The sequence below is a fragment of the Neobacillus sp. PS3-12 genome, assembly GCF_030915385.1.
Taxonomy (GTDB): Bacteria; Bacillota; Bacilli; order Bacillales; family Cytobacillaceae; genus JAEVLT01.
This window is the reverse complement of record NZ_CP133268.1, coordinates 2,829,212-2,845,233: the sequence shown is the minus strand read 5'-3', so window position 1 is coordinate 2,845,233 and position 16,022 is coordinate 2,829,212. Positions and strand designations below refer to the sequence as shown.

Below are 16,022 nucleotides of genomic sequence, written 5' to 3'. Positions count from 1 at the left end.
GTCTGCCACCTCTAATCCTTCTTAAACATAGATCTTAATTGTGGAATTGATAAAACCAATGTAATTAAAAACATAATTACACCTACAGCGGATGCAATGCCTAGCTGATTATACTTAAAGGCATTATTATATAAGAAATACATTAGAGTTGTAGATGCATTATTTGGTCCTCCACCGGTTAATAACTGGATGACAACGAAGATTTTTAAAACAGCAATAATGTTCATGATCGTAATATAAACGGTCGTTGGTTTAACCAGTGGAATCAGGATTTTAAAGATAATTGTTAATCTACTTGCGCCATCCACTTCGGCAGCTTCAAAAAGATCCTTCGGTACACCGATCATTGAAGCAATATAAAGAATGATCGCCTGCCCCACATTTGTTGCAAATGTAACAAAAATAATGACAGGCAATACAGTTTTAGGATTACCTAAAAAGTTAACATTTGTATGGGACACTTGTTGAACGACATATGAAATTAGTCCATTGGCGGGATTTAATAGGAAGCTCCACACCATACTCATAACAACCATTGAAACCATTACTGGAATATAATAGCTACCTCTGATAAAAGAAACGTATTTTGCATTTTTATCAAAAACGGCTGCAGATACAAATAAGGCAAAGGCAACAGTCAGGGCAACTATAAAGATAACGAAAACGATGGTATTCACTGTGGATTTAACAAAAACAGGATCTGAAAATAAGGTACGGTAGTTATCCAATCCAACAAAAACCTGATCTAAATAATTAATTCGGAATAAGCTTAACCTTATACCCTCTATGATTGGATAGACGAGAAATACGAGAAAGAGTATAAGCTGTGGTGCGATAAACAAGTATCCAGTCATATTCTCTTTTAAAGAATTATTTTTCATAGGGACCCATTACCTTTCTAAAAACTTAAGCCCCTTTGGGGGCTTAAGTTTTTTTGTCATTCTTAGCAGCAAATGATTATTTAATTACCGAACTTGCTTTTGCATCGGAAATAATTTTATTACCCTGCGTTTGATAATCTTTTGCAGCTTGTGCAGGTGTTTTTTGACCGGTATATACAGCTTGAAGTTCTGGGAAAAGTACTTGTCTTAGCTGGCTATAGCCTGGTACGCCACCGGTAAAGTTAAACATATATTGTGCATTTTTATCATAAGCGGCAAATAACGGATTCGTATCTTTCAGTTCCTTAGCAACTGAAGATCTTACAGGTACGCCATTTTTTGAAGCCTTAACCAATTCTGAATCTGTTGAGAAGAATTTAACAAAGTCCTTACTTACCTTGATTCTCGTTTCGTCTTTTGTATTAAACACAGCAGCACCGGAAACATATGTGAATGATAATGGTTTTCCACTTACAGATGGTATATTGGCAAGCCTTACGTCAAATTTTGGAGCTTTACCTGCATCCATATCTGCTAGTGTATTGTTATATAAAACGGGGTTAGTGAACGAAATTGCAAGCTTCTGGTTCTTAAACATCGAAAGAACATCATTTGAAGAAACTGACTCCGCACCCGGGTTTGTTAAGCCATCATCATGTATTTTCTTTAACCAGCTTAACGCCTTCACACCTTTGGTATCATCTAATGCAATATTTCCTTTTTTATCAAAGAATTGATTTCCAAACATTCTTAAATAAGCAAGATTCCAAGTATCAGCCTGATTATTTACAGCAAATAATCCCATCGGATATGCATTTGGATACTTATCTTTTGGCAAGTTTGTCTTAAGCGCATTCAGAATTTTTTCGTAATCAGACATACTCCATGTTTTAATTTCATCTTTTCCGCCAATGTACTGATCAAGTCCGGCAGCCTTAAACATATCTGCGTTATATGTTAAAGTACCCGGCATATGGGAGAATGGATAAAAATAAATATCCTTCCCAAAAGTAACGCTCTTCCAGTAGTTAGCATCAATATCCTTCTTAGCTTTAGCATCAACAATGTCATTTAAAGGAACTAATGCACCGCGGTGTGCATAATCCCCCATCGCAAATGTATTTTCAAAGAAGATATCTGGTGGGGTACCTCCATTTAGCTTAACATTTAATAGTTCGTCCCGTTGATCGCTGGCTATTACTTGGACATTAATTTTCACATTATAATCTTTTTCCTTTTTGGAGAACTCTTTCGCTGCATATTTAAAGAAACTGTCATAGTCTGCACCAGGTTCGGTCGGTCCTTGGACACCCTTCCATTGCGGCGTTAGCATCACCGTTAATGTTACATCTTTCTTCACTTTGTCTTTACTAGCAGTTCCTGTATCTTTGGACTGGGCACACCCTGCAAGGGCCGACATTACCAACAAACCGGACACAGCTGTTGTTATGAAACGTTTTTTGAACATTCAGCTTTCCCCCTTTATAGAATCTCTTTTATTTTATTGAAAATAATTTTTGAAAATATCCTATGTCCTTCTTCATCGAGATGCATAAAATCAGTATGATTCATTGTAATTAATCCCTTTGTATCAAGGAACTCAATATCTTGCGTACTAAGTAGCCCGACCAAATATAATGACAGTTCCTCGGATTTCGCATCACACCCTTTCCCCATGGATGTTCCCACTCCGGTTTGATAGTACTCTTTGCCTATTGGTGGTGGACTAATAACTAGCACTTTGGGAGAAGCACCTTTTAGACCAGCGGGAGTATTCTTTGCTTTTAAGGAAAGTCTTACAATTCCTTGAGCAATATTATAAGCAGTTAGATTAAATCTTTGCTTAGTGTCGTTTGTGCCAAGCATGATGATAACCAGCTCGAGTGGTGCATGACTCATTAAACACGGATGGATATATTGAAAACCGCTTAATCCTTCAAATAAAGGATCATCGACTACGGCTGTGCGACCAGAAAGTCCTTCTTCAACAACTTGAAAGTCTGTTCCTAACATGTCGGCTAGAAGGCTGGTCCATCTTGCTCCCTCAGGGAATCTTTCAAGCGTCTCAGCGTTATATCCCCATGTATTCGAATCGCCAAAGCAAACAATTCTTCTTTTCATTTTTCTTTACCTAACATATTTAAGGATGGCGTTATCAATTATTGCTTTTATATCCTTAACCTTATTTAAATCCTCTCCGGTTACAGGTTCCAATGGTCCTCTAACGCCTCCGACATTTACGCCGTTTAATTTAAGTATTTCTTTTGCAACGGAGTACATGTTTCCATTCAGAGAGCAAAGAGCAATAATGATGTCATTAATATCTCTTTGTACTTTTCTTGCATCAGCAAAATTGCCTGTAGATACAAATTCATTTGCTTTTAAAAGCAATTCTGGCATGGTTGCATAAGTTCCGCCAATTCCACTGTCTGCTCCAATTAATCTTCCTGAAACATACTGCTCATCAGGTCCATTAAATACAAGAAACTCGTCTCCCCCAGCTGCCTTAAATCTCTCAATATCCATTACAGGCATGGATGAATTTTTTACACCAATGACTTTTTTATTTTCAATTAGTTTCTTAAACAAATTCAAAGAAAGACTGTAGCCAGTTGTTTGTGGAATATTGTAAATAATAAATGGCAAGTCTGTTGAATCCATGATATCGGTCCAGTATTTATAGATTGAGCTTTCTGGAAGCTTAAAATAAATCGGCGGGATAGCAGATAAAGCGTCATATCCTAATTCTTCAGCATACTTAGCTAAAATAACACTATCTCTTGTCGAGGGTGCACCAACATGAGCAATCAGCGTCAGTTTGCCGCGAACTGCCTCCGCAACATATTTTAACGTTGCCTTTCTCTCATCAATGTTTTGATAAATGCACTCTCCTGAACTTCCACCGACATAAAGACCTTTTACTCCTTTGTTATATAAGTAGTGACAAAGATTAGCGGTCCGTTCTTCTGATACTTCCCCCTGGTCATCATAGCAAGCATAAAAAGCAGGAATAATACCTTTAAACTTTTCTAATTCCATTTTTTCTTCCCACCCAATAATAATTTTTGTTACCGTTTACAAATAGAATATACCACATAAAAAAAATATTGTAAATAATTTTCTCCAGATCTCATATTTTTGAAAAAAATATCCACTATCAATTCATTATTCTTGAAACCTTTTATTGGCTTAGATTTCCCGATATATGCCTGAATATGAAAGTAAGACAAAAAACACCTCATTACTGAACGTAATGAGGCGTCTTAAACTAGTGAAAAGATAATGTTGGAACATTTCCTTCCATTGAGATAAACAATCTTTTATTATAATTTTCATTTTCTGCAGGGTAATCTTCACGATAATGAGCGCCTCTGCTTTCTCTTCTTTCCAGCATCGCCATCAGTAAAAGTTTGGAGAGATTAAGAAAATTTCTTGCCTTAAAAGCCTTTTTTGGTTCTGAATCTCGTTTGAAGTAACAGCCCATGTTATAGGATGATTGTAAATCATCTATCTTATTGATTGCGCATAAAAGATTTTTTTCATCCCTTATAACATTACCGTAGTACCACATAATTTCCCTAATTGCTTCAATAATTTCACTAGGGGCTAACATTTTTTTGTTTTCTGCGGAAAAACGTTGGATCGATTCGTTTAATTGTAAAAGGGCCCATTCTTCCTTAACCTCTGAAAAATGACAGCTTTTTAGATAGTCAGAACAAGCTTTTGCAGCTCTTTGTCCAAAAACCATACAGGCGCCGGTAGAATTTCCTCCCAACCGATTTGCTCCTTCAATACCTCCTGCCAGTTCCCCTACTGCATAAAGCCCTTCTACCCTAGTCCTCCCAAAGCTGTCTATTTTTACACCGCCGTTGCTTGCGTGGGCAAATGGAGCAATTTTCACATGATCTTTTAAGAGATTAATTCCACGTTCGCTTAACCAATTTAAATAGATGGAATAAAAATCCCTTTTATCCTCATATATCCTTTCATCGTAAATAAGCTCAAACCCTGCTTCACTTTTCGTTTTGAAAATTTCCTTCATCATTGCAATGTCAAAGTATTTAGAAATTAGGGAATTTGTAAAAGGCCCATGTGTACTTCTAACATCCAAACATTCTTGTTTCGAAACCCCTTTTGGAAGGTATTTCTCTAAAATACTATTTCCATGGTCATCAACAAAATCCTTGCAATATGTTAACGTGTGTTCTCCAAACAACGTCTTGTATTTTGGAGATGTAAAGCCGGGAATAAACTGAATGAACTCCATGTTAACAAGGCTGGCCCCCGCTTCAAGTGCCAATATATGCCCTGCCCCATCCACATCATTGGGGTTTAAATTATGCTTATAAATATTCCCAAATCCTCCTGTTGCCAAGATAACAGCCTTACATTGCACCAAAATCAGGTTATCATTTTTATCTAATAGAAATGCTCCAACAATTTTTTCGTTTTCCTTAATTAGTGAAATCACTTCTGATTTTTCCATTATTGTGAGATTCTGCTTGTCTTCCAGAATTTGTTTTACATTTTCTCTAATCTGATTCCAGTCTTTTAGCATATAAATCTTTCGGCCATGATTGGCAAAGCATGCCTTTCGATTATCGGAAAGCTTTGTTGGTTTAATCCCAATTTCTTCAAACTTATTGATTTGCTCCGTAATTTCCTTTGCATAAATCTTGGCCATTTCCTTATCATGCATGCCATGGCTTACATCTTCGATATCTTGTAGAAAAACACTTTCATCATCATGATCCTTTGTAACCTGTGTCCCCAAAGAGGCTTTTAACGGGTAAAAGCTTGACCCTGAGCAAAGCTGGGTTTTCGTAACCATTAGAACTTTATGTCCATCTTTGGAAAGTTCAAGGCTTGTCTTCAAACCAGCTATTCCACTGCCCACAATTAAGACATCTGCAGATACTCTTTCTGAAATCTTCATAATATCCCTTTCATATTTTGACTTTAAATACGATTTTTCGTATTTTTTTCGGTTCGTTCACCTTAATAGCAGTCATATGAACATCATTTGGAAAACAGATCATAAAATCCCCTTTTTGTAGACAGACCTTTGAATGTAAGCTACCATCCATGATCCAATAATCGTCAGCTTCATTGTAGTTTTCCTTAACGCTCAATCTTTCAAACTGTTCATATCCGATAAATTCCGTTCCTTCGAGAATATAGTGGAGGTCAATATATCTGTTGTGTGATTCCCAAAACCGCTCTTCAGCTTTTTTTGTTTCATATTCCATTAGATTAAAATAAAGTTCGTCTCCATCCACTTTATATGTGTTTATTCTTAACTTTTCAAAGTCTGTATTCCTAATATACTCAATTGCTTGATCAAGCCTTTTGTTTATTCCTTCATACAATTCGTAATTACTGATTTTATCTATTATCATTGTTTGCTTATTCCCCTTTAACAAGATTTTTAGATGAAACTGAAATAAAGCTGTTTACGGTTTCAAGCGAAATATAGCATATTTAAAATTTATTGTAAATAATTTTCACCTATTATTATTTTTTCGGAAAAAATTTATTTCAATTTTAGCTATAAATTTCTTTTTTGACCCATTACGCCTGTAAAAACTAGAATAAAAAAAAACCACAGCAATTATACCGTGGTTTTCTTTTATTACATGATGGATTATTGCGGGGGCAGGATTTGAACCTGCGACCTTCGGGTTATGAGCCCGACGAGCTACCGGACTGCTCCACCCCGCGACAATAGAAAACTATGTAGTATTTAATACTAATAGTAAAGCCTGGCAACGTCCTACTCTCACAGGGACTTTCGTCCCAACTACCATCGGCGCTGAGAAGCTTAACTTCCGTGTTCGGTATGGGAACGGGTGTGACCTTCTCGCCATTATTACCAGACTTATTGAATTGAGGTTCATTCCCTCAAAACTAGATAATCAGAAGAAGTGTAAAGAACGAATAATCATTACTATTGGTTAAGTCCTCGATTCGATTAGTATCAGTCAGCTCCACACGTCACCGTGCTTCCACCTCTGACCTATCAACCTGATCATCTTTCAGGGATCTTACTAGCTTGACGCTATGGGAAATCTCATCTCGAGGGGGGCTTCATGCTTAGATGCTTTCAGCACTTATCCCGTCCGCACATAGCTACCCAGCGATGCCTTTGGCAAGACAACTGGTACACCAGCGGTGCGTCCATCCCGGTCCTCTCGTACTAAGGACAGCTCCTCTCAAATTTCCTGCGCCCACGACGGATAGGGACCGAACTGTCTCACGACGTTCTGAACCCAGCTCGCGTACCGCTTTAATGGGCGAACAGCCCAACCCTTGGGACCGACTACAGCCCCAGGATGCGATGAGCCGACATCGAGGTGCCAAACCTCCCCGTCGATGTGGACTCTTGGGGGAGATAAGCCTGTTATCCCCAGGGTAGCTTTTATCCGTTGAGCGATGGCCCTTCCATGCGGAACCACCGGATCACTAAGCCCGACTTTCGTCCCTGCTCGACTTGTAGGTCTCGCAGTCAAGCTCCCTTGTGCCTTTACACTCTGCGAATGATTTCCAACCATTCTGAGGGAACCTTTGGGCGCCTCCGTTACTCTTTAGGAGGCGACCGCCCCAGTCAAACTGCCCACCTGACACTGTCTCCCACCCCGATAAGGGGTGCGGGTTAGAATTTCAATACAGCCAGGGTAGTATCCCACCAATGCCTCCACCGAAGCTGGCGCTCCGGCTTCAAAGGCTCCTACCTATCCTGTACAAGCTGTACCAAAATTCAATATCAGGCTACAGTAAAGCTCCATGGGGTCTTTCCGTCCTGTCGCGGGTAACCTGCATCTTCACAGGTACTATAATTTCACCGAGTCTCTCGTTGAGACAGTGTCCAGATCGTTACGCCTTTCGTGCGGGTCGGAACTTACCCGACAAGGAATTTCGCTACCTTAGGACCGTTATAGTTACGGCCGCCGTTTACTGGGGCTTCGATTCAGAGCTTCGCTTGCGCTAACCCCTCCTCTTAACCTTCCAGCACCGGGCAGGCGTCAGCCCCTATACTTCGCCTTGCGGCTTTGCAGAGACCTGTGTTTTTGCTAAACAGTCGCCTGGACCTATTCACTGCGGCTCTTCAGGGCGATTAACCCCAAAGAGCACCCCTTCTCCCGAAGTTACGGGGTCATTTTGCCGAGTTCCTTAACGAGAGTTCTCTCGCTCACCTTAGGATTCTCTCCTCGCCTACCTGTGTCGGTTTGCGGTACGGGCACCTTTTATCTCGCTAGAGGCTTTTCTTGGCAGTGTGGAATCAGGAACTTCGGTACTATATTTCCCTCGGCATCACAGCTCAGCCTTTGCGGTGAACGGATTTTCCTATTCACCAGCCTAACTGCTTACACGCACATATCCAGCAGTGCGCTTACCCTATCCTCCTGCGTCCCCCCGTTGCTCAAACGATAAAGAGGTGGTACAGGAATATCAACCTGTTATCCATCGCCTACGCCTTTCGGCCTCGGCTTAGGTCCCGACTAACCCTGAGCGGACGAGCCTTCCTCAGGAAACCTTAGGCATTCGGTGGATGAGATTCTCACTCATCTTTCGCTACTCATACCGGCATTCTCACTTCTAAGCGCTCCACCAGTCCTTACGGTCTAGCTTCAACGCCCTTAGAACGCTCTCCTACCGCGGACACCTAATGGTGTCCACCCACAGCTTCGGTGATACGTTTAGCCCCGGTACATTTTCGGCGCAGAGTCACTCGACCAGTGAGCTATTACGCACTCTTTAAATGGTGGCTGCTTCTGAGCCAACATCCTGGTTGTCTAAGCAACTCCACATCCTTTTCCACTTAACGTATACTTTGGGACCTTAGCTGGTGGTCTGGGCTGTTTCCCTTTTGACTACGGATCTTATCACTCGCAGTCTGACTCCCACGGATAAGTCTTTGGCATTCGGAGTTTGTCTGAATTCGGTAACCCGATGAGGGCCCCTAGTCCAAACAGTGCTCTACCTCCAAGACTCTTACAACGTGAGGCTAGCCCTAAAGCTATTTCGGAGAGAACCAGCTATCTCCAAGTTCGATTGGAATTTCTCCGCTACCCACACCTCATCCGCGCACTTTTCAACGTGCGTCGGTTCGGGCCTCCAGTAGGTGTTACCCTACCTTCACCCTGGACATGGGTAGATCACCTGGTTTCGGGTCTACGACCACATACTAAAATCGCCCTATTCAGACTCGCTTTCGCTGCGGCTCCGTTTCATCAACTTAACCTTGCATGGGATCGTAACTCGCCGGTTCATTCTACAAAAGGCACGCCATTACCCATAAAAGGGCTTTGACTACTTGTAGGCACACGGTTTCAGGAACTGTTTCACTCCCCTTCCGGGTGCTTTTCACCTTTCCCTCACGGTACTGGTTCACTATCGGTCACTAGGGAGTATTTAGCCTTGGGAGATGGTCCTCCCAGCTTCCGACCGGATTTCACGTGTCCGGCCGTACTCAGGATCCACTCAGGAGGGAACGAAGTTTCAACTACAGGGTTTTTACCTTCTATGACGGACCTTTCCAGATCGCTTCATTTACCCCGTTCCTTTGTAACTCCATGTAGAGTGTCCTACAACCCCGAAAGGCAAGCCTTTCGGTTTGGGCTGTTCCCATTTCGCTCGCCGCTACTTAGGGAATCGCAATTGCTTTCTCTTCCTCCGGGTACTTAGATGTTTCAGTTCCCCGGGTCTGCCTTCATTATCCTATGTATTCAGATAAAGATACTGCTCCATTACGAGCAGTGGGTTCCCCCATTCGGAAATCTCCGGATCAAAGCTTACTTACAGCTCCCCGAAGCATATCGGTGTTAGTACCGTCCTTCATCGGCTCCTAGTGCCAAGGCATTCACCGTGCGCCCTTTCTAACTTAACCTAAAAGGTTTTTTCTTCTTAACTAAATAAGAGAGAAAACTAAAATGGCGATTACTCGGTTCTTTCTTGACTTCTTCTTATACGATTATCTAGTTTTCAAGGAACAAAAATAAACTTTGAGAGAATTATTCCCTCAAAACTAAACAAACAAAATCCGTCGAACAATCTGTGATGTCCGTTAGGACATTTTCCTTAGAAAGGAGGTGATCCAGCCGCACCTTCCGATACGGCTACCTTGTTACGACTTCACCCCAATCATCTGTCCCACCTTAGGCGGCTGGCTCCTTACGGTTACCCCACCGACTTCGGGTGTTACAAACTCTCGTGGTGTGACGGGCGGTGTGTACAAGGCCCGGGAACGTATTCACCGCGGCATGCTGATCCGCGATTACTAGCGATTCCGGCTTCATGTAGGCGAGTTGCAGCCTACAATCCGAACTGAGAATAGTTTTATGGGATTGGCTCCACCTCGCGGCTTCGCTGCCCTTTGTACCATCCATTGTAGCACGTGTGTAGCCCAGGTCATAAGGGGCATGATGATTTGACGTCATCCCCACCTTCCTCCGGTTTGTCACCGGCAGTCACCTTAGAGTGCCCAACTAAATGCTGGCAACTAAGATCAAGGGTTGCGCTCGTTGCGGGACTTAACCCAACATCTCACGACACGAGCTGACGACAACCATGCACCACCTGTCACTCTGTCCCCCGAAGGGGAACGTCCTATCTCTAGGAGTGTCAGAGGATGTCAAGACCTGGTAAGGTTCTTCGCGTTGCTTCGAATTAAACCACATGCTCCACCGCTTGTGCGGGCCCCCGTCAATTCCTTTGAGTTTCAGCCTTGCGGCCGTACTCCCCAGGCGGAGTGCTTAATGCGTTAGCTGCAGCACTAAAGGGTGGAAACCCTCTAACACTTAGCACTCATCGTTTACGGCGTGGACTACCAGGGTATCTAATCCTGTTTGCTCCCCACGCTTTCGCGCCTCAGCGTCAGTTACAGACCAGAAAGCCGCCTTCGCCACTGGTGTTCCTCCACATCTCTACGCATTTCACCGCTACACGTGGAATTCCGCTTTCCTCTTCTGCACTCAAGTCCCCCAGTTTCCAATGACCCTCCACGGTTGAGCCGTGGGCTTTCACATCAGACTTAAAGGACCGCCTGCGCGCGCTTTACGCCCAATAATTCCGGACAACGCTTGCCACCTACGTATTACCGCGGCTGCTGGCACGTAGTTAGCCGTGGCTTTCTGGTTAGGTACCGTCAAGGTACCGGCAGTTACTCCGATACTTGTTCTTCCCTAACAACAGAGTTTTACGACCCGAAGGCCTTCATCACTCACGCGGCGTTGCTCCGTCAGACTTTCGTCCATTGCGGAAGATTCCCTACTGCTGCCTCCCGTAGGAGTCTGGGCCGTGTCTCAGTCCCAGTGTGGCCGATCACCCTCTCAGGTCGGCTACGCATCGTCGCCTTGGTGAGCCGTTACCTCACCAACTAGCTAATGCGCCGCGGGCCCATCTGTAAGTGTCAGCCGAAACCGACTTTCAGCTTCGCCTCATGAGAGGTGAAGAATTATCCGGTATTAGCACCGACTTCCGGTGTTATCCCAGTCTTACAGGCAGGTTGCCCACGTGTTACTCACCCGTCCGCCGCTAATCTTGAGGGGCAAGCCCCTCAAGATTCGCTCGACTTGCATGTATTAGGCACGCCGCCAGCGTTCGTCCTGAGCCAGGATCAAACTCTCCATTAAAGAGTATGAGTTAGCTCATAAATGTTACGTTGGCTAGTGAATACTAGATTCACTATATTTTTATTGTTGACGTTTTTGTTTGTTTAGTTTTCAAAGAACAATTTTTGGAGCGGGTGATGGGAATCGAACCCACTACATCAGCTTGGAAGGCTGAGGTTTTACCAGTAAACTACACCCGCATATTAAGTTAAATATCGTCTGGTCGGGAAGACAGGATTCGAACCTGCGACCCCTTGGTCCCAAACCAAGTGCTCTACCAAGCTGAGCTACTTCCCGGAAAATTATGGCGCGCCAGAAAGGAGTCGAACCCATAACCTTCTGATCCGTAGTCAGACGCTCTATCCAATTGAGCTACTGGCGCATTGTTTAAAAGCAACTTTATAAGTATATCAGAAGCAAATCGCTTTGTCAATCTTTTTTTGGTGCGGCCGAGAGGACTTGAACCTCCACGGGGTTGCCCCCACTAGGCCCTCAACCTAGCGCGTCTGCCATTCCGCCACGACCGCAATGTAAATTGCGACAGAAGTAATCATATCACAATAACCAAGGTGATGCAAGTGGTAAAAAATGGTGCGGGTGAAGGGAGTCGAACCCCCACGCCTTGCGGCGCCAGATCCTAAGTCTGGTGCGTCTGCCAATTCCGCCACACCCGCGCACTAAATAAAAATGGTGAGCCATGAAGGACTCGAACCTTCGACCCTCTGATTAAAAGTCAGATGCTCTACCAACTGAGCTAATGGCTCATACTTAAAATAACATTATGAACATAGGAATGAAAAATGGCTGGGCTAGCTGGATTTGAACCAACGCATGACGGAGTCAAAGTCCGTTGCCTTACCGCTTGGCTATAGCCCAATAATCCAATAATATAAAAATGGCGGTCCGGACGGGACTCGAACCCGCGACCTCCTGCGTGACAGGCAGGCATTCTAACCAGCTGAACTACCGGACCAATTATAGTTAAGAAACGGGAAATGATTCTCTGATCATTCCCCATCCCTGATGACCCCTACGAGATTCGAACTCGTGTTACCTCCGTGAAAGGGAGGTGTCTTAACCGCTTGACCAAGGGGCCGAAATTTATAACAGAGAAGAAGGGATTCGAACCCTCGCACCGATTACTCGATCTACACCCTTAGCAGGGGCGCCCCTTGAGCCACTTGGGTACTTCTCTAAATGGCTCCGCAGGTAGGACTCGAACCTACGACCGATCGGTTAACAGCCGATAGCTCTACCACTGAGCTACTGCGGAATAAAAAAATAAAATTAAGCTTGTCTTAATAGGCGTTTACCTTATCGACTCTTACCATTATAATGACGACACAATACAAAGTCAAGCCATTTTCTTTTTTAATTTCATGAGAATCTATTCTAAAATCATTTCTTTTGTTTTAACCAGCTTACCACGGCACTTTCCGCATACATACTTACTTGTATTAATACTGCGTTTTCGATTGTATTGTAGATGACATTGTGTGCACTCATATATAAGTACCTTTTTAAATGTCCTTTTTTTGGGGGCTTCCGGAAGCCGACTACAATGTCTTGGTGCACCAACCTTTATTAGCAGAAGCTTAAAATCGTTGTCCCGATGCTGGTATCCTTTCCCTTCTAAATGAAGGTGATAATGGCATAGTTCATGCTTAATAATCCCTATAAGCTCGACCTCGCCTAGCTGCTCTAAATATTTTTTATTTATTTCAATATTGTGGGTACCTAAAAGGTATCTGCCTCCAGTAGAACGTAGTTTTGGATTGAAATAGGCTTGATGGCGAAATGGTTTCCCGAATAAGGACGCTGAGATCTTTTTTACTAAATCTTGAAGTTCATGATCTTTCATTCTTCCCCTCAATTCTTATGCGAACATGACAACCTATTATAGCATATATTAAATATACACTTTTAAGTACTTTTCGGGAGGTTTTTTGCTATGCCAATCTGGTTCCAAAACCAAATGAAAAGAGCTTTTTACGAAAAAAACCGCCATCAAATCAAACTATTAAACCAATGTTGGTTTTTTTATAGAAAAAAACATTGTTCTTAGAGTGGCGGTAGCCTTATAAAATAAATTCATAATCAGTCTGGATTCACTTTTTCCTATAAAAAGGACGCTTGGAAACTATCCAAGCGTTCTGTTTACCATGTTATTCTGCAGGTGAAATCATTGTCAGCGCAACCCGTCCCTTATTGGTATCTACCGAATCGACCCATACTGTTACCACATCGCCAACTGATACCACGTCCATTGGATGTTTAACAAATTGTTTGCGCAGCTTTGAGATATGCACAAGCCCATCTTGTTTTACTCCGATATCAACAAATGCGCCAAAATCCACAACATTTCGAACCGTGCCTTGCAGTTCCATTCCTGGTTTTAAATCTTCCAATTTAAGTACATCCTTTTTTAGCAGCGGAGTAGGAAGATCATCCCGAGGGTCTCGCTCCGGCCTTACGAGGGCATCAATAATATCTTTTAATGTTAATTCCCCGATCGATAGCTGTTCAGAAACTGCCTTAAGGTCCAATCCTTGTAACGCATCTATGAGTTGGTCTGTCCCTAAATCATCTGTTGAATATCCGACAGATGCTAATAACTTCTTAACTTCTTGATAATTTTCAGGATGGATGCCTGTACGGTCCAGTGGGTTGCTTCCATCTAATACACGCAAAAAGCCTATTGCTTGCTCATATGTTTTCGTTCCAAGGCGCGGTACCTTCTTTAATTGTGCCCTGTCCGTAAATTTGCCTTCTTCGTCGCGCTTCTTAACGATATTGTTCGCGGCTGTTTTTGTTAAACCAGCAACATATTGTAGCAATGATGGTGAGGCAGTATTAACGTTAACCCCTACTTGGTTAACAGCTGTCTCTACAACAAAATGAAGTGATTCCGAAAGCTTCTTTTGGGAAACATCGTGCTGGTATTGACCAACGCCAACAGATTTAGGGTCAATTTTCACCAATTCTGCAAGTGGGTCTTGAAGGCGGCGTGCGATCGAAACTGCACTTCTTTCTTCTACATGAAAATCAGGAAACTCTTCTCTAGCGATGTCAGATGCTGAGTAAACACTCGCTCCGGCTTCATTTACAATTAGATAAAAAATTTCTCTGTCCATTTCCTTTAAGATGTCCGCTACAAACTGCTCTGACTCCCTTGAAGCAGTGCCGTTGCCAATCGCCACCATTTCCACAGTAAATTCACGTAATATCGAAATAAACTTTTTCTTTGCTTCCTCTTTTTTAGCAACAGGCGGATGAGGATAAATCACATCTATTTTTAAAACTTTTCCCGTCTCGTCCACAACCGCAAGTTTGCAACCTGTTCTATACGCCGGATCCACGCCAAGTACCATTTTTCCTTTTAATGGCGGCTGCAAGAGTAAGTTGCGAAGATTTTCAGAAAAAATATGTATGGCTTGTTCCTCACCCTTTTCGGTTAGCTCGTTACGAATTTCCCGTTCTATTGATGGTTGGATCAATCTTTTATAGGCATCCTCAACTGCTTCCAGGGCAACGGAAGCAGCTGGTGCGCTTTGATTACGGAGCCACTTTTTCGAAAGGTAGCTAATCATTGCATCTGTGTTTGATTTTATTGAAACTCTTAAAATTTCTTCTTTTTCACCACGGTTCAATGCCAATGTCCTGTGCGGTACAATCTTACTTACAGGCTCTTCGTATTCGTAATACATTTCATAGACTTTCTTCTCGTCTTTTTCTTGGTCTTTTGCTGCCGAAACAACTGTACCAGTCCTTGTCATTTCTTTGCGAATCCATTTTCTGCTTTCTGCATCATCTGAAACCATTTCGGCGATTATATCTTTCGCTCCTGTTATTGCATCTTCTACTGATAAAACTTGTTTTTCCTCTGATAAAAATTCGGCAGCTTTCTTTTCAACACTTTCTTTCGGGAAGGTCATAAGCCATTGGGCAAATGGTTCTAATCCCTTTTCTTTAGCAACAGTTGCTTTCGTACGCCTTTTTTGCTTATACGGTCTATACAAATCTTCAACTTCCTGGAGTTTTTCAGCGTGCTGAATTTGCTTGCTTAATTCATCTGTTAGTTTCCCTTGTTCATCAATGATCCGAATGACTTCTTCTTTTCTTTGCTCAAGGTTTTGGAGATATTGCCAACGCTCTAAAACATCTCGGATTTGAACTTCATCGAGCGCCCCTGTCATTTCTTTTCGGTAACGAGCAATAAATGGAACGGTATTTCCATCCTCCGTTAAGGCGATTACACTCTTTACTTGTTTTAAGGATAAAGATTGCTCAGAGACAATTTTACCTAATAGCTGTTCTTTCTTTTCGATTGTTTCAATCACGAATCAATTCCTCCAAATCTTTAGTCTCACTTATAACGTATTGTACCAAATCTACTCTTACGTTTCACTTTGCTGGATTTATTATGTCGGCTACTGCCATGTTAATACGCAACTATTCATTTCACTTCTTCCGACTTTCCTGCAAGAAGAGGAACAATTAACCTCTATTCCTTCCACTTTTCCTAATTGTT

General features: G+C 42.5%; 9 protein-coding genes, 12 tRNA genes and 3 rRNA genes. 1 reads left to right on the top strand and 23 read right to left on the bottom strand.

What is annotated here, in order from left to right:
- Positions 1-11: 11 nt before the first annotated feature.
- From RCG17_RS14515 to RCG17_RS14410, 22 genes are all read right to left on the bottom strand, one after another.
- Positions 12-881, bottom strand: a complete 870-nt coding sequence (locus RCG17_RS14515; RefSeq protein ID WP_308170910.1) for a carbohydrate ABC transporter permease — start codon at positions 879-881, stop codon at positions 12-14.
- Between the two features lie 76 nt (positions 882-957).
- Positions 958-2,349, bottom strand: coding sequence for an ABC transporter substrate-binding protein (locus RCG17_RS14510; RefSeq protein ID WP_308170909.1), 1,392 nt, complete (start codon positions 2,347-2,349; stop codon positions 958-960).
- Between the two features lie 14 nt (positions 2,350-2,363).
- Complete coding sequence (locus RCG17_RS14505) at positions 2,364-3,002, bottom strand: SGNH/GDSL hydrolase family protein (protein WP_308170908.1); 639 nt, start codon at positions 3,000-3,002, stop codon at positions 2,364-2,366.
- A gap of 6 nt (positions 3,003-3,008) precedes the next feature.
- Positions 3,009-3,920, bottom strand: coding sequence for a dihydrodipicolinate synthase family protein (locus RCG17_RS14500; protein WP_308170907.1), 912 nt, complete (start codon positions 3,918-3,920; stop codon positions 3,009-3,011).
- A 229-nt stretch (positions 3,921-4,149) separates the two neighbouring features.
- On the bottom strand, positions 4,150-5,817 hold the full coding sequence (locus tag RCG17_RS14495; RefSeq protein ID WP_308170906.1) for an FAD-binding protein: 1,668 nt from the start codon (positions 5,815-5,817) through the stop codon (positions 4,150-4,152).
- A gap of 10 nt (positions 5,818-5,827) precedes the next feature.
- Entirely contained in the window at positions 5,828-6,280 is a 453-nt protein-coding gene (locus tag RCG17_RS14490; RefSeq protein ID WP_308170905.1) for a NanQ anomerase/TabA/YiaL family protein, read from the bottom strand.
- 248 nt (positions 6,281-6,528) lie between these two features.
- A tRNA-Met gene (locus tag RCG17_RS14485) sits at positions 6,529-6,602 on the bottom strand.
- A 39-nt stretch (positions 6,603-6,641) separates the two neighbouring features.
- A 5S ribosomal RNA gene (rrf, locus tag RCG17_RS14480) occupies positions 6,642-6,758 on the bottom strand.
- A 73-nt stretch (positions 6,759-6,831) separates the two neighbouring features.
- Positions 6,832-9,768 (bottom strand): 23S ribosomal RNA (locus tag RCG17_RS14475).
- 195 nt (positions 9,769-9,963) lie between these two features.
- Positions 9,964-11,512: ribosomal RNA gene (locus RCG17_RS14470) — 16S ribosomal RNA — on the bottom strand.
- The 16S, 23S and 5S rRNA genes sit together here with 12 tRNA genes alongside, the layout of an rRNA operon.
- A 105-nt stretch (positions 11,513-11,617) precedes the next feature.
- Positions 11,618-11,691: transfer RNA gene (locus tag RCG17_RS14465), tRNA-Gly, on the bottom strand.
- 20 nt (positions 11,692-11,711) lie between these two features.
- Positions 11,712-11,788: transfer RNA gene (locus RCG17_RS14460), tRNA-Pro, on the bottom strand.
- Between the two features lie 8 nt (positions 11,789-11,796).
- Positions 11,797-11,873 (bottom strand) — tRNA-Arg (locus RCG17_RS14455).
- Between the two features lie 59 nt (positions 11,874-11,932).
- Positions 11,933-12,018, bottom strand: a tRNA-Leu gene (locus RCG17_RS14450).
- A 62-nt stretch (positions 12,019-12,080) separates the two neighbouring features.
- Positions 12,081-12,165: transfer RNA gene (locus RCG17_RS14445), tRNA-Leu, on the bottom strand.
- A 14-nt stretch (positions 12,166-12,179) separates the two neighbouring features.
- Positions 12,180-12,255 (bottom strand) — tRNA-Lys (locus RCG17_RS14440).
- Between the two features lie 37 nt (positions 12,256-12,292).
- Positions 12,293-12,367: transfer RNA gene (locus RCG17_RS14435), tRNA-Gln, on the bottom strand.
- 20 nt (positions 12,368-12,387) lie between these two features.
- A tRNA-Asp gene (locus tag RCG17_RS14430) sits at positions 12,388-12,464 on the bottom strand.
- 51 nt (positions 12,465-12,515) lie between these two features.
- A tRNA-Glu gene (locus RCG17_RS14425) sits at positions 12,516-12,587 on the bottom strand.
- An 11-nt stretch (positions 12,588-12,598) separates the two neighbouring features.
- Positions 12,599-12,686, bottom strand: a tRNA-Ser gene (locus RCG17_RS14420).
- Between the two features lie 3 nt (positions 12,687-12,689).
- Positions 12,690-12,764 (bottom strand) — tRNA-Asn (locus tag RCG17_RS14415).
- A gap of 114 nt (positions 12,765-12,878) precedes the next feature.
- Complete coding sequence (locus tag RCG17_RS14410; protein ID WP_308170904.1) at positions 12,879-13,352, bottom strand: SprT family protein; 474 nt, start codon at positions 13,350-13,352, stop codon at positions 12,879-12,881.
- A gap of 90 nt (positions 13,353-13,442) precedes the next feature.
- Here RCG17_RS14410 and cmpA point away from each other — a divergent pair, with 90 nt between their 5' ends.
- A complete protein-coding gene (gene cmpA, locus RCG17_RS14405) occupies positions 13,443-13,556 on the top strand; it encodes a cortex morphogenetic protein CmpA (RefSeq protein ID WP_308170903.1) in 114 nt (37 codons plus the stop codon).
- Between the two features lie 100 nt (positions 13,557-13,656).
- Here cmpA and RCG17_RS14400 read toward each other — a convergent pair whose 3' ends face one another.
- Positions 13,657-15,831, bottom strand: coding sequence for a Tex family protein (locus tag RCG17_RS14400; RefSeq protein ID WP_308170902.1), 2,175 nt, complete (start codon positions 15,829-15,831; stop codon positions 13,657-13,659).
- Positions 15,832-16,022 lie beyond the last annotated feature (191 nt).